The sequence below is a fragment of the Microbacterium testaceum genome, from assembly GCF_001476285.1.
Lineage (GTDB): Bacteria > Actinomycetota > Actinomycetes > Actinomycetales > Microbacteriaceae > Microbacterium > Microbacterium testaceum_B.
This window is the reverse complement of record NZ_LDRU01000030.1, coordinates 54748-68110: the sequence shown is the minus strand read 5'-3', so window position 1 is coordinate 68110 and position 13363 is coordinate 54748. Positions and strand designations below refer to the sequence as shown.

The following is a 13363-nucleotide window of genomic DNA, read 5'->3' as shown; positions in this document are numbered from 1 at the left end:
ACCTCGAGGTCGAGCCCGGCGAGCTCGTCGCCGTCCTCGGACCGAGCGGCTCGGGCAAGACCACGCTGCTTCGCGCGATCCTCGGCCTCGAGCGGTTGAGCGCGGGATCCATCGAGGCGCTCGGCGAACCGGTGCGCCGCGCCGGCAACCGCCGCATCGGTTACATCCCGCAGCAGCGCCCCCTGCCGCGCGAGACGCCTCTGCGCGGGCGCGACATCGTGGGTCTCGGGGTCGACGGCCATCGCTTCGGCCTGCCGCTCTCGCGCAAGAAGGACCGCGCGCGCATCGACGAACTCCTCGACGCGGTGGGAGCCACCGCCTTCGGCGACCGCCCCGTCGGTCTGTTGTCGGGCGGCGAGCAGCAGCGTCTCCGCGTGGGCCAGGCTCTCGCCGACGATCCCGCTCTCCTGCTCTGCGACGAGCCGCTCACCAGCCTCGACCTCGCGAACCAGCAGGCCGTCGTCCGGCTCATCGACCGGCACCGCCGCGAGCGCGACGCGGCCGTGCTGTTGGTCACCCATGACATCAACCCCGTGCTCTCACGCGTCGATCGCATCCTCTACATCGCGAACGGCCGCTTCACCCTCGGCACCCCCGACGAGGTGCTCACCACCGAGACGCTGTCGGCGCTCTACGGTGCCCCGGTCTTCGTGGTGCGCGCCGGCGGGCAGCTCATCGTCGTCGGAGCCCCGGATGCCGATGAGGCCCACCACCATCACCACGACGAGGATCACGCATGAACTGGTCCGACGTCGGCAACGCCCTCTTCGGGGGCGTGAGCCAGTACGGCGCGATCCTCGAGCTCGTGCAGAACTCCGTCTACGCGGGGGCCGTCCTGGGCCTGGTCGGCGGTCTGATCGGCGTCTTCGTCATGCAGCGCGACATGGCCTTCGCTGTCCACGGCATCAGCGAACTGTCGTTCGCGGGGGCGGCGGTCGCTCTGCTCATCGGCGCGGACGTCGTCTCGGGCTCGATCGTCGGCTCCCTCATCGCGGCGGCGCTCATCGGCGTGCTCGGGGCCCGCGCGCGCGACCGCAACTCGATCATCGGCGTGCTCATGCCGTTCGGCTTGGGGGTCGGCATCCTGTGCCTGTCGCTCTACAACGGACGCAGCGCCACCCGGTTCAGCCTGCTGACCGGGCAGATCGTGTCGGTGCAGAGCGGACAGCTCGGGTGGCTCGTGGCGATCGGGGCGATCGTGCTGGTCGCGCTGCTGCTGGTCTGGCGACCGCTGCGCTTCGATTCCCTCGACCCGCAGTCCGCCGCCGCGCGCGGGGTGAACACCACCGCGGTGTCGCTGGTGTTCATGCTGCTGCTCGGGCTCATCGTCGCCGTGGCGGTGCACATCATCGGCGCTCTGCTCGTGATGGCCCTGCTCGTCACCCCGGCCGCCGCCGCGATGCGCGTGTCGTCCGGGCCGCTCTCGGTGCCGCTGCTGGCAGCCCTGTTCGGCTTCGTGTCCGCGGTGGGCGGCGTCCTCCTCGCGGTGGCGGGAACCCTCCCGGTGAGCCCCTACATCACGACCATCTCGTTCGCGATCTACCTCGTCTGCCGCGTGATCGGCGCGCGCCGCGATCGCACGACCAGGGCCGTGTAGGCGCCCAGCCGATTCACCGACGACCTGGCTAAACTCGGGGCCATGGTCCAGCGCAACACGTGGCAGCGAGAGCGGGTGCGCGAAGCCCTCTCCGGTGCGGGAGGCTTCGTCAGCGCCCAGACGCTGCACGCGACGCTGCGCGACGAGAACACCGGCATCGGCTTGGCGACCGTGTACCGCGCTCTCGCGGGCCTCGCCGCTCAGGGCGACGCCGACTCGCTGCAGAGCCCCGAGGGCGAGAACCTCTTCCGCGCGTGCGAGACCCGCGGACACCACCACCACCTGATCTGCCGCTCGTGCGGCGTCGCGGTCGAGATCGAGGCCGACGCCGTCGAGGAGTGGGCCCAGCGCACCGCCGCGCAGCACGGTTTCACCGAGGCCGAGCACGTGGTCGACATCTTCGGCATCTGCGCCGACTGCGCGCAGGCGCGCGCCCGCGAGCGTGGCGACGACTAGTCGCCCCGCGACGCCGTCGCCGCAGCGCACCGGCGCCTCCCGCACCCTCGTCGCTCTCGGCCTGGGTGTCGTGATCATCGCGGCGCTGTTCCTCGTCGACGCGTTCGCACCGACCTTCTTCGCGCAGCCGCTGCCCATCCGCGCGCAGGACGGGCTGACCCTCGCCCTCAGCGTGCTGATCGAGTCGCTGCCCTTCGTCGTGCTCGGCGTGGTGCTGTCGATCATCGTGCAGGTATGGGTGCCGCCGGGGACGATCGAGAGATGGATGCCGCGCGCGCCGTGGGCGCGCCGAGCCGTGCTGTCGCTGCTGGGCATGTTCATCCCCGTCTGCGAGTGCGGCAACGTCCCCTTCGCCCGGGGCCTGCTCATGCGCGGCTTCGGGGTCTCGGACACCCTCACGTTCCTCGTCGCCGCGCCCATCGTGAACCCCATCGTGATCATCTCCACGCACGCGGCGTTCGGCTTCAGCGACGGCATCCTCGTCGCGCGCCTGATCGGCGGGTTCCTCGTCGCCAACCTCATCGGGTGGCTGTACAGCCGGCATCCGGATCCCGACAAGCTGCTCACCGAGCGCTTCCTCGAGACGTGCGAGATCGTCGTGCAGGAGCGCGGCGACCGCGGGAGGCGCACGCTCGCGCAGTTCGTCGTCGAGCTGCGGTCGGTGATGCCGGCCCTCATCATCGGCTCGCTGCTCGCGGGCGCCGTCCAGGTGCTCGTGCCGCGCAGCGCGCTGCTGGCGATCGGGTCCGACCCGGCCCTCTCCATCGCCGCGATGATGGCTTTGGCGATCGTGGTGTCGCTGTGCTCGAACGTCGACGCGTTCTTCGCGCTGTCGTTCGCCTCGACGTTCACCCCGGGCTCCATCGTCGCCTTCCTCGTCGTGGGGCCGATCATCGACCTCAAGATGATGGCGCTGCTGCGCACCACCTTCTCGACGCGCGTGCTGGTGGGGATGACGGTGGTCGTCGTGCTCTTCGCGTTCTCGCTCGGAACGGTGGTGAACCTCCTTGTCTAAGACCGGTGCCCTCGCGACACGCTGGCTGGGAGTGGGTCTCACGGCCTGCCTGTCGATCACGACGATCACGCTGTGGGTCACGGGGCGGATGTCGCTCTACATCAACCCCGACTCCGCCTGGTTCGCCGTCGGGATGTCGGTCGTCGCGCTGATCGGCGCGATCGCGTCGTTCGCCCTCCCGCTCGGGGCTGAAGCCGATCACGGGCACGACCACGAGCACGGTCACGCCCCCGCGGCCGCCTCGGCGCGCCGCGAGGCCTTCGCGCACGCCGACCACGAGCACTCCGACCCGGCCGACGCCCACGACCACGCCGCGCACGAGCACCTCGCGGCCCGTCCACGCCTGACGCCGGCGGGAATCGCCGCGTTCACCGGGGGCGTGCTGGCCTCGACCGCCGTCGTCGCCGTGCTGCTCACACCCGCGGCCTCGCTCTCGACCGAGCTCGCGGTCTCGCGCGACGTGGGGGCGGCGCCCCTGTTCGCCGGTTCCGACGTGATCACCCTGGCCGCGTCCGGCGACACCTCGAAGTTCGGCGTCGGCGACTGGTCGGCGGTCTTCGCCCACGCGACGAATCCCGAGACCTTCGACGGCAAGCCCGTCACCCTGACCGGCTTCATCACCCCCGGCGGTGACGGGGCGAGCTTCGACCTCACGCGACTCGTCATCACGCACTGCGTCATCGACGCCCAGACCGCGCGTCTGCCGATCGCGGCGACCGGCGACGCCCCGGCGAGCGGGCAGTGGGTGACGGTGACCGGGACGGTGCGTTCGAGCGGCGACGGCAAGCTCGAGGTGCACGCCGACCAGGTGGCCGCGATCGACGAGCCGGCGGACCCCTATGAGTACTGACACCCGGCGCCGGGGCGGCGCGGACTCTCGTCGCGCGCGGGCGCGCCGACGCCAGGGTCGCGGTTACCTCGCCGCGTTCGGCGTGGTGCTGCTGACCCTCGTGCTCGTGGGCGGGGTGGGCGGCGTCGTCGCCGTCGCGCAGGGACCCCGCGTCACGGACGTGCAGGTCGATCCGGCCGCCGGCATCGCGGCATCCGGATCCCGCGTCATCCTCACCACGACCCAGTCGCTCGAGAAGGTGGATCCCTCGCAGGTCGAGGTGGAGCCGGCGACGCCGTTCACCGTCGACACCTCCGGACGCAGCGTCGGCATCCGCTTCACGCTGCCGCTGCGCGACGACTCCGACTACCGCGTCACCGTGAACGACGTGAAGGGTCTCGGCGCGGGGCCCGGAGCGACCCTCACCGAGACGTTCCGTACGCCTGCCCTGCAGGCGTACCTGATGCAGCGCGGGACGCCCGAGGGCGACACGATCTTCCGCACCGACCTCGAGGGCAAGGCCGGGCTCCCGGTGTTCACCGACCCGCACATCGAGGATTTCCGGACGACGGCGAACCACCTCGTCATCTCCACACGCGACAACGACACCGCCCGCGTGATCGTCACCGATCTCGACGGGAAGAATCCGCGCGACGTGACCCTGCCCGGCCCCGGCTTCGTCTCGAACCTGCAGTCGGCGGATCGCGGAGAGCGCTTCGGTTTCACCTTCTCGGATGCCACTCTCGGCGCCGCGGGCGGACGCGAGAGCCGGCTCTTCACGGCCTCGGCCGCGACCGAGGACGCCCCGGTCGAGGTGGGCCTCAACGGGGGCGATGTGCGCATCGCCGACTGGCGTTTCGTGCCCGACACCGACAGCATGCTCGTGCTGACGTTCGACTCGCGGCTCCTCCTGACCGACGCGGTGGGCGGGAACGCCGCTCCGCTCGGCAGCGCGGTGGCGATCGACGGCATCGCTCGCGGGTCGTCGGTGGCGATCGTCGAACGCCTCGAAGGAGTGCGCGAGATCAACCTCACGGACGGTTCGGAGGAAGCCCTCGTCGACCCGGTCGACCCTCCGGGAAGAACGGGCCGCGCGACGCCCGTCCCCGGTCTCGACGCGGGAACCGTCCGGTCGTTCGCCGACATCGGGTCGGACGGCGCCTATCGCTCGACCATCGTCGGGCACGTCAGCAGCGACGGGACGGTGCGTCAGCTGCTCGACGTGCCGGGAACCGACACGGTCCTGCAGACGTGCGTCTCGCCGAGTGGGCGTTACGCCGCGGTCCTGGTGGCCCCGGGCGCCGTGAACAACCCCTTCGACCGCTACCAACTGCCCCTCCCCGGGAAGCTGCAGACGCACCTCGTCGAGATCGACACCGGCCAGCAGCTCGTCGCCCTCGAGGGCTTCGACCTCTCGTGGTGCCAGGTCCCGCCCGGATGACGCGGTTCGCGACGCGCGACGAGCTCGCGGGGCTCCCGGTCGAGGTCGCCCCCTCGCTGCTGGGCGCCGTGCTCGAGACCGAGGTCGAGGGAGAACGCGTCGCCGTCCGTCTCACCGAGGTCGAGGCGTATCACGGTCTCGGCACGGGGGAACGGCCCGATCCGGGCTCGCACGCACGGATGGGTCCGACCGCTCGCAATGCCACGATGTGGGGCGAGCCCGGTCATCTTTACGTCTACCTGAGCCACGGCATCCATTCCTGCGTCAACGTCGTCTGCGGGCCCGAGGGTGTCGCCGGTGGTGTGCTGCTGCGCGGCGGCGAGATCATCGAGGGGGCACCGGTCGCCGAGAGGCGTCGTCTCGAGCGCCGCGGTGTCGTTCGTGCCGCGCGCGACCTCGCCCGGGGTCCCGGTCGTCTGGGCGACGCGGTGGGCCTTCGGCATCCGCTGCACGACGGGATCGACGCGGTGACCGGTGAGGTCCGCGCCGGCGCCCGCGCGCGGCTCCGATGGCCGGACGAACCGGTGGCCCGCATCGCGACCGGCCCGCGCGTCGGGGTGGCCGGTGTCGCCGGCACCGCCGCGTTCCCCTGGCGCTTCTGGATCGAGGGGGATGCCACGGTGTCGGCGTTCCGCTGGGGCCGCGGTGCCGCGGAGGCGACGGGGGAGTGAGGGACCCGGTCCCTTCAATATGCTCTGGGACCTCCACGGCGCAGGTGGCTGAGCCTGTCGAAGCCACCGGGAGTCAAGGCGACACGCCGTCCGTGCTAGACTGACCCCTTGTCTGCGCGCACTCCAGCACGCAGTTCGCACCCCTCCTCCTGATCCCGGCCCTCCGTCGTGCTCAGACGGGGTGCAGACAAGGGATCTTGGGTGGCACCGTCCGGTGTCACGGTACAGAAGGAGACATCACCATGGCAGCAGTGTGCCAGGTGACTGGAGCGGTTCCCGGCTTCGGTCACAACATCTCGCACTCGCACCGCCGGACGAAGCGCCGCTTCGACCCGAACGTGCAGAAGAAGACCTACTTCGTTCCGTCGCTGGGTCGCAACATCAAGCTCAACGTCTCGGCGAAGGGCATCAAGGTCATCGACGCGCGCGGTATCGAAGCCGTCGTCCGTGACCTGCAGGCGAAGGGCGTGAAGCTGTAATGGCGAAGAAGGCTCAGGACGTCCGTCCGATCATCAAGCTGCGTTCGACCGCCGGCACGGGGTACACCTACGTGACGCGCAAGAACCGCCGCAACAACCCCGACCGCATCGTGCTCAAGAAGTACGACCCCGTGGTCCGCAAGCACGTCGACTTCCGAGAGGAGCGCTAAGCACATGGCTAAGAAGAGCAAGATCGCGCGCAACGAGCAGCGCAAGGTCGTCGTCGAGCGCTACGCCGCGAAGCGCGCCGAGCTGAAGAAGACCCTGGTCGACCCCAACGCGACCGACGAGGCCCGCGAGGCCGCCCGCGTGGGCCTGCAGAAGCTGCCCCGCAACGCGTCGCCCGCGCGCGTGCGCAGCCGCGACGTCATCGACGGCCGCCCCCGTGGTGTCCTCACGAAGTTCGGCGTCTCGCGCGTCCGCTTCCGTGACATGGCCCACCGTGGCGAACTGCCCGGTGTGACCAAGTCGTCCTGGTAAGCACCAGTACCACCGCGAAGGGCGGGGGTCCCGAGAGGGGCTCCCGCCCTTCGCCGTTCAGAACGTCCGTCTCAGGAGTTCTCCCACGGCCTCCGCGCGCCCGCTGACGCCGAGCTTGGCGTAGATGGAACGCACCTGGCTCTTGACGGTGTTGAGAGACACACCCCTCTCGCGGGCGATGTCGGCCAGGTTCCGGTCCGACGAGAGCAGCACCGCCAGTTCCCGCTCGGTGGGGGTGAGCCCGATGGCTTCAGCGGGGTTCAGCGACGGTGCGGCGACCGAGGGCAGGAAGTCCCGGATGCCGGTGACGAGGGGTCCGAGCTCTGGTCGAGCGCTCACCACCTCGTCGAACAGGGCCAGCGTCTCGCCCAGGGGCAGCATGATGAACGGCGTGATCGAGCCCCCGGTCCGCGAGATCAGCAGCAGGGCCGCTTCCATGCTCTGCGCGGCGCGTCGCGCGGACCCGATACGCGCGAATGCGATCGCGCGACGCAGCAGCGTGGGAGTCAGGGTGCGTAAGCAGTGGTCGGTCTCGTCGGCCACGCACGCCTCGGTCTCGGCGAGCAGTTCGCGGTCGCGTCCGAGGAGGAGCAGCGCCACCGAGCGCTGCATCGGGAAGCAGATCCCGTGTCCGGGCGGAGTCTGTCCGGTGGAAAGAGTCGCCAGAGCCTCGGCGTACTCACCTCGCGCGACGAGGATGTCGGACCGGATGCACGTGAGGAAGTCGCGGATCATGCGGTGGCTGCGGTGGCGCCGTGAACCATACGACAGCTGCCAGTTCGCGGCGAGAGCTCCCGAGTAGTCGCGCTCGACGAGGCCCCGCATGACGTCGATGGCGCGGGCGGAGTAGTCCCAGTACGGGTCGTCCGGCCGGGTCTCGTGCAGGATCGTGGAGACCGCCACGAGACGCTCCGGCTGCATCCAGGCCGCGGCCACGAGGGATTCCGCGAGCAGGACGAGGTAGTCGATCTCATCGTCAGGCCAGGCATTGTCGGTGAAGAGCGCCTGAGCGGCGGCCCTGTCGTTCTCGCTGCTCTCGTACTCGCCATTGAGGGCATGGCCCAGGGCGAGAACGGCGTGGGCGCGGTACCGGACCGGGTCGGTGTCGGCGAAGAGCAGAGCTTCGGCGCCGTACTGTGCGCCGACCTGTGGCCAGCCGATGGCGCAGCAGTACTCGCCGGCGGCCGCGAGCAGATGCGCGCGCGCGTCGTCGGACAGGGTGGCTTCGCGGGTGAGGCGGGTGTCGACGAAGTACCGATCGATGAGCGAGAGCCCCTCGGAGAGGGCATCTCGGCGCGCCCGCGACACCAGGACGGCGGCAAGGGTCAGCGCCGCCGTGTCGGTCCAGACGCGAGGAAGCGGGGGCGGCGGTGCTTCGGCCAGGAGGGCGAGGTGGCGCTGCTCCGGAATCCCGTGCCCGGGGGCCAACCGGGCCGCGGTCGTGACGACCGCCGCGTGGAAGGCGGCCCGGGCGTCGATGGATCTCTGCGTGTTCGGCATGGCGCCCCCCTCTCCCGACGGGAGTCGGAGAGGGCGCCCGGACCCTCCGATGGTGCGAGGCACATGACCCGTCGAGCCCCCAACATACGAAAGCCGCTCACCCGCATCTCGCGCCCCTCCGGGGATATACCGCTCTCATTCACGTCCGAGGTCACCCGTATCGCTCGGTCGCTTCGCCCGGCTTCTTCGCCCGAGGACGCGAGGAGGCGGGCCTTCACTCTCACCGGGGCCGGGTCGGGCCCGTTTCGAGCGACACGCCGGTGCATTCGAGGGGGAAATCCCTCAAAATCCCCGTAATTCCGCGGTTCGGTTGATACTGTCGAGGCGGTCTCCCGACCACCGAGGAGAATTCCTCCTCGTCCGATGTAACGAGAGGCGACGACAACGTCGCCTGGAGGACAACCACATGGCTGACAAGTCCATCACCAAGACCGAGCTCGTCGCGAGCATCGCCAGCGCGACCGGGCAGAGCCAGTCCGCCGTGTCGGGCGTGCTCGACTCCCTCTTCTCCACCGTCTCCGAGGCGGTCGCCAAGGGCAGCAAGGTTTCGATCCCCGGCTGGATCGCCTTCGAGCAGGTCGCCACGTCCGCTCGCACGGGCCGCAACCCGCAGACCGGTGAAGAGATCTCGATCCCCGCCGGCAAGCGCGTCAAGGTCACCGCGGGCTCGAAGCTCAAGGCTGCCGTCAAGTAAGACGTCGCCGCACCGCACAGAGGGGGATGCCGAGAGGCATCCCCCTCTGTCTTCGTCCGGCGCGAGAGCGTCCGGCGCAAGAGCGTCCGGCGCAAGAGCGCTCGACCCGGGATCGTTCGACCCGAGATCATTCGACCCGAATCGTTCGATATCGTCCTTCGTCGATGCCTCCGACGCCGCTCCGCGTCCTCGCGTGCGCGCGCCGACGTAGTCTGGGTGGGTGAACGCCCGTGCCCTCCGCGTGGCGGGACCCGTCATCCTGGTCGCGGTCTCGCTGATCGCCGTCGTCGCGGGCCTGGCGTACGGCGGCGGCGCCGCTGCGCCCCTGCTCGCAGACCCCGGTCCCGTGGTGCGATGGGGACTGCCGCTGGCCACGCTCGTGGTCAACCTGTCAGCGGCGACGATGGTCGGCTCCCTGGTGCTCGCGCTGTTCGCCCTGAAGGCCGGGGAACGCCCCTTCGAGCTCGCCCTCGACACCGCCTCGATCGGTGCCGCGATCTTCACGGTCGCCTCGGCCGCGACCGGCTATCTGACCTTCCTCAACATCATCAACGCGAAGCCGACGCTCGACCCGCTCTTCGGCCAGCAGCTCGGCCGCTTCCTCGTCGAGAGCGAGATCGGCCCCGCCTGGCTGATCACCACGATCGCCGGTGCGGTGCTGACCGTGCTGACCTTCGCCGTGCGCTCCTGGGTTCCGACGATGATCGTCGCGATCCTCGCGCTGGCGTCGCTCGTCCCGATGGGCACGCAGGGCCACGCCGGCACCGAGGCGAGCCACACGGCGGCCGTGACCTCGCTCGTGCTGCACATCATCGCCGCCGCCGTCTGGCTGGGCGGCCTGGTGCTGCTCGTCGTCGTGCGCCCCGCCATGTCGCGGACGCAACTGCAGACCACGCTGCTGCGGTACTCGTCGATCGCCCTCGCGGCGTTCGTCGTCGTGGCCGTCTCGGGCACGGTGCGCGCCTCGATCGGCCTGCTGGGCTGGGAGAACCTGTTCTCGCCCTACGGCATCCTGGTCCTCGTCAAGGTCGCGGCGCTGCTCGCGATGGGTGTGCTGGGCGCGTGGTACCGCCGCCGCCTGATCTCGCGCATGGCCGACGAGCAGGGCTCGCGGCGCTTCTGGGCGATCATCGTCGTCGAGCTCGTCTTCATGGGGATCGCGAGCGGTGCGGCCGCAGCCCTCGCCCGCACCCCTCCTCCGATCGCTCCGCCGCTGGTGGGCCAGACTCCCGCCGAGATCCTCACGGGCTCGCCGTTGCCGCCCGAGCTGACGATCGAACGCTGGTTCACCAGCTGGGACATCGACCTGCTCTGGGCATTCGTCGTCGCTTTCGGACTCTTCTTCTACCTCGCCGGCGTGTGGCGTCTGCGCCGCCGCGGCGACAGCTGGCCGATCTACCGGACGGTGCTGTGGTGCCTGGGCATGCTCGCGGTGTTCTGGATCACCTCGGGGCCGGTGAACGTCTACCAGGACTACCTGTTCAGCATGCACATGATCGGGCACATGCTGCTGTCGATGGCGATCCCGCTCATGCTGGTCTCGGGGGCGCCGGTGACCCTTGCGGCCCGCGCGATCCGCAAGCGCGACGACGGCACGCGCGGCGGTCGCGAGTGGATCCTCTGGGCCGTCCACAATCCGGTCGCCAAGGTGCTCACGAACCCCTATGTCGCCGCCGGACTGTTCATCGGCTCGCTCTGGGCCTTCTACTACACCGATCTGTTCCGCTGGTCGCTGTACGACCACCTCGGGCACATCTGGATGGTCGCCCACTTCCTCATCACGGGCTACCTGTTCGTGCTGAGCCTCATCGGGATCGACCCGGTCCCGTACCGTCTGCCCTACCCGATGCGGCTCCTCGTGCTCATCGCGATCATGGCCATGCACGCGTTCTTCGGCATCGCGATCATGATGAACTCCGGCTTGATGGTCGCCGAGTGGTTCGGGGCGATGGGGCGCACGTGGGGGCCGACACCCCTCGAGGATCAGTACGCCGGCGGCGGCGTGGCGTGGTCGGTCGGCGAGATCCCGACCCTGATCCTCGCGATCACCGTCGCGATCCAGTGGAGTCGTAGCGACGAGCGCCAGCAGCGCCGACGCGACCGCCACGTCGACCGCGTCGGCGACCTCGAGCTCGACGCCTACAACGAAGAGCTCGCGCGGCTCGCGGAGCGCGACGCCCGGGCGGCCGAGCGCGACGCCGCCCGTCGCAGCTGACGGACGCCCCTCACCCGCGGGAGACGCCGGTCAGTCGGAGCTGCCGCTGACGAGGATGGATGCCGTGCCGTCGGGGAGCACGGTGATCTTGCCGTCGACGCTGAAGGGGACGTCCTCGTCGACGTTGCGGATCGAGCCGTCGAAGATCGAGCGGATGTCGACGTCGATGTGCGCGACGGCGCCGGTGGACGGGATGCGCCAGCCCGCGCCGTCGGGGACGATCGTCACCTTCGGCTGCTGGGCGATCGACCACGAGGGTGCCCCCTCGATGCGATTGCGCACGGTGTAGCCGAAGGGGCACCCGGTCGGCTGCAGCACCTTCTGCTCGGCGCAGGTGGTGAGGAAGTCCTCGACGCGCTGCTGCACGACCGAGATGAACTCGTCGGTGGGTTCGGCCTGAACGTCGACCGGAACCCCCGTCAGGGGCGCATCCGCCAGTACCGCGACGCCCGGGGTCGCCGAGATCGCGGTGTCGACCGCCACCGAATACAGACCGGGCGAGAACACCAGCAGGGGAACGGCGGCCGAGGGATCGGCATCCGCTCCGTCGACCGAGACCTGGCGCTTGTCGACCTCGAAACCGTTGACCGAGAACCGCATCGAACCCCGGACCGACAGGTCGACGACGGCAAGGGGGCTGGTCGCGAAGCGCCAGCGCGGGAGGAATCCGGTCTCGCCGTCGCTCTTCACCGCGAAGGTCGTGCGGCCCTCGTGGGTGCCCGCGCGATAGGTGACGCTCACCCGCGTGATGTCGCCGTCGACCGTCTCGTCGACGATCTCGGCGTCGGAGAGGGTGCCCAGGGCGTCGGGTCGCAGGAGCGCCTCGGAGGCCGTCGACGGGAGGCCCGCCGCCTCGAGCTCCGCGGCGTCGATCGCGACCCCGGGGACGGCGAGCGCTTCGGCCGCGCGGTGATTCTCGAGCAGCTCGAGGTAGTGCCGGACGAAAGCCCGCGGGCTGTACACCTCGCGGTACAGGGCGCCCGCGCCGGCGGCCAGCGCGAGGACCAGCAGTACGCCGACGACCCCGAGCGCGGTCAGCTCGAGGGCGAGACGCGGGCGCGCAAAGCGGACACCCTCGGGCGTCGCGGGGCCCCCGCCTGCGTTGTCCACATACCCAGTTTAAGAATGGGACGCCACCCGCACCTGTGCGTCCGCCTGCACGACGGCGACCGCCGCGAGCTGGCCCGCCGCGATCGCGTTCGCGAGCGACGCCATCGGCCCCATGAAATGGTCGGGCTGGGCCATGTCGCCCACCGCGTAGACGCCGTCGACGCCCGTGCGTCCGAAGGGGTCGACGCGGACGGCTCCCGACTCCTGCCGCTCCAGCCCGAGCTGGTCCGCGAACGGTGCGCGCTGGCCAGAGACGGGTGCCACGAAGGCTCCGGCGACATCCTCGGTCGTGCCGTCGTCGAGGTGCAGCCGCAGCCCCGCCGGGGAGTCGCCCACCTCCCGCACCCGAACCGGGTCGAGGACGACGATCTCGGATGCCACCGGCTCGAGCATCGCGGCCAGCATCGCCGCGTGTGCGGTGCCGTTGAGCACCGCGACGCGCTGACCGGCGAACTCGTGGCCGTGGCAGAACGGGCAGTTCGCGACGCGGTCGCCCCAGCGGTCGGCGAGCCCGGGGATCGGCGGCAGATCGTCGGTGAGTCCGGTCGCGAGGATCACGGCTCGGGTCCGCACCGGGGTGCCGGCGACCGTGACCACCAGGTTCGCGTCGACCCGGGTGATCTCGGTGGCGGCGGCATCCTGGATCCGGACCGTCTCGTACGCGGCGATCTCCGCACGTCCGAGTCGGCGGAGCTCGGCCGGGTCGCGGCCGTCGTTGGTGAGCAGGTTGTGCGCGTGCGGCACCGTCCCGTTGCGGTACTCGCCGGAGTCGAGCAGCAGGGTCCGCCGGTGCATGCGTCCGAGCGTGAGGGCCGCCTGCAGGCCAGCCGGGCCGCCGCCGATGATGATCGCGTCGTACATGAGGAACTCCTTCGC

Annotated in this window: 15 protein-coding genes; 12 read left to right on the top strand and 3 right to left on the bottom strand. The window is 70.5% G+C overall.

Going from position 1 to position 13363, the window contains the following annotated elements; all coding sequences use genetic code 11:
• The 10 genes from NS283_RS06105 to rpsN form a co-directional block, all read left to right on the top strand.
• The coding region (locus NS283_RS06105) for a metal ABC transporter ATP-binding protein (RefSeq protein ID WP_058595987.1) at positions 1 to 740 on the top strand (740 nt) is incomplete at its 5' end.
• Complete coding sequence (locus NS283_RS06100; RefSeq protein WP_058595986.1) at positions 737 to 1597, top strand: metal ABC transporter permease; 861 nt, start codon at positions 737 to 739, stop codon at positions 1595 to 1597. The genes NS283_RS06105 and NS283_RS06100, both read left to right, overlap by 4 nt.
• A 42-nt stretch (positions 1598 to 1639) precedes the next feature.
• Positions 1640 to 2053 carry a Fur family transcriptional regulator gene (locus NS283_RS06095; protein WP_058595985.1) on the top strand — a complete coding sequence of 138 codons (414 nt, stop codon included), beginning with the start codon at positions 1640 to 1642 and terminating at the stop codon, positions 2051 to 2053.
• A complete protein-coding gene (locus NS283_RS06090; RefSeq protein ID WP_058595984.1) occupies positions 2040 to 3068 on the top strand; it encodes a permease in 1029 nt (342 codons plus the stop codon). Before NS283_RS06095 ends, NS283_RS06090 begins: the two co-directional genes overlap by 14 nt.
• Entirely contained in the window at positions 3061 to 3918 is an 858-nt protein-coding gene (locus NS283_RS06085) for a TIGR03943 family putative permease subunit (RefSeq protein ID WP_058595983.1), read from the top strand. Before NS283_RS06090 ends, NS283_RS06085 begins: the two co-directional genes overlap by 8 nt.
• A complete protein-coding gene (locus NS283_RS06080; RefSeq protein ID WP_058595982.1) occupies positions 3908 to 5338 on the top strand; it encodes a hypothetical protein in 1431 nt (476 codons plus the stop codon). The genes NS283_RS06085 and NS283_RS06080 overlap by 11 nt, the downstream gene beginning before the upstream one ends.
• Positions 5335 to 6009: a DNA-3-methyladenine glycosylase gene (locus NS283_RS06075; protein ID WP_058595981.1), complete on the top strand. Its 675-nt coding sequence runs from the start codon at positions 5335 to 5337 to the stop codon at positions 6007 to 6009. The genes NS283_RS06080 and NS283_RS06075 overlap by 4 nt, the downstream gene beginning before the upstream one ends.
• A 242-nt stretch (positions 6010 to 6251) precedes the next feature.
• Positions 6252 to 6488, top strand: a complete 237-nt coding sequence (rpmB, locus tag NS283_RS06070; RefSeq protein WP_013584774.1) for a 50S ribosomal protein L28 — start codon at positions 6252 to 6254, stop codon at positions 6486 to 6488.
• Positions 6488 to 6658 (top strand): 50S ribosomal protein L33, encoded by a 171-nt coding sequence (gene rpmG / locus NS283_RS06065; protein ID WP_013584775.1) that lies wholly within the window; start codon positions 6488 to 6490, stop codon positions 6656 to 6658. The genes rpmB and rpmG overlap by 1 nt, the downstream gene beginning before the upstream one ends.
• A 4-nt stretch (positions 6659 to 6662) precedes the next feature.
• Complete coding sequence (rpsN, locus tag NS283_RS06060) at positions 6663 to 6968, top strand: 30S ribosomal protein S14 (protein ID WP_022878196.1); 306 nt, start codon at positions 6663 to 6665, stop codon at positions 6966 to 6968.
• Between the two features lie 57 nt (positions 6969 to 7025).
• Here rpsN and NS283_RS19205 read toward each other — a convergent pair whose 3' ends face one another.
• Complete coding sequence (locus NS283_RS19205) at positions 7026 to 8468, bottom strand: helix-turn-helix transcriptional regulator (RefSeq protein ID WP_058595980.1); 1443 nt, start codon at positions 8466 to 8468, stop codon at positions 7026 to 7028.
• Positions 8469 to 8874: 406 nt separating this feature from the next.
• On the opposite strand from NS283_RS19205, the gene NS283_RS06050 reads away from it, so the two are divergent.
• A complete protein-coding gene (locus NS283_RS06050; RefSeq protein WP_013584778.1) occupies positions 8875 to 9162 on the top strand; it encodes an HU family DNA-binding protein in 288 nt (95 codons plus the stop codon).
• 220 nt (positions 9163 to 9382) lie between these two features.
• Complete coding sequence (locus NS283_RS06045; RefSeq protein WP_058595979.1) at positions 9383 to 11377, top strand: cytochrome c oxidase assembly protein; 1995 nt, start codon at positions 9383 to 9385, stop codon at positions 11375 to 11377.
• 30 nt (positions 11378 to 11407) lie between these two features.
• Here the strand turns inward: NS283_RS06045 and NS283_RS06040 are convergent, their stop codons facing one another.
• A complete protein-coding gene (locus NS283_RS06040) occupies positions 11408 to 12487 on the bottom strand; it encodes a hypothetical protein (protein WP_058595978.1) in 1080 nt (359 codons plus the stop codon).
• A gap of 9 nt (positions 12488 to 12496) precedes the next feature.
• Positions 12497 to 13348 carry an NAD(P)/FAD-dependent oxidoreductase gene (locus tag NS283_RS06035; protein ID WP_058595977.1) on the bottom strand — a complete coding sequence of 284 codons (852 nt, stop codon included), beginning with the start codon at positions 13346 to 13348 and terminating at the stop codon, positions 12497 to 12499.
• Positions 13349 to 13363 lie beyond the last annotated feature (15 nt).

Excerpts from the sequence above, each read along its gene's own strand:
- NS283_RS06100 (WP_058595986.1), top strand. The coding sequence starts at position 737 with ATGAACTGGTCCGACGTCGGCAACGCCCTCTTCGGGGGCGTGAGCCAG.
- NS283_RS06095 (WP_058595985.1), top strand. The coding sequence starts at position 1,640 with ATGGTCCAGCGCAACACGTGGCAGCGAGAGCGGGTGCGCGAAGCCCTC.
- NS283_RS06080 (WP_058595982.1), top strand. The coding sequence starts at position 3,908 with ATGAGTACTGACACCCGGCGCCGGGGCGGCGCGGACTCTCGTCGCGCG.
- NS283_RS06075 (WP_058595981.1), top strand. The coding sequence starts at position 5,335 with ATGACGCGGTTCGCGACGCGCGACGAGCTCGCGGGGCTCCCGGTCGAG.
- rpmB (WP_013584774.1), top strand. The coding sequence starts at position 6,252 with ATGGCAGCAGTGTGCCAGGTGACTGGAGCGGTTCCCGGCTTCGGTCAC.
- rpmG (WP_013584775.1), top strand. The coding sequence starts at position 6,488 with ATGGCGAAGAAGGCTCAGGACGTCCGTCCGATCATCAAGCTGCGTTCG.
- rpsN (WP_022878196.1), top strand. The coding sequence starts at position 6,663 with ATGGCTAAGAAGAGCAAGATCGCGCGCAACGAGCAGCGCAAGGTCGTC.
- NS283_RS19205 (WP_058595980.1), bottom strand. The coding sequence starts at position 8,468 with ATGCCGAACACGCAGAGATCCATCGACGCCCGGGCCGCCTTCCACGCG.
- NS283_RS06050 (WP_013584778.1), top strand. The coding sequence starts at position 8,875 with ATGGCTGACAAGTCCATCACCAAGACCGAGCTCGTCGCGAGCATCGCC.
- NS283_RS06035 (WP_058595977.1), bottom strand. The coding sequence starts at position 13,348 with ATGTACGACGCGATCATCATCGGCGGCGGCCCGGCTGGCCTGCAGGCG.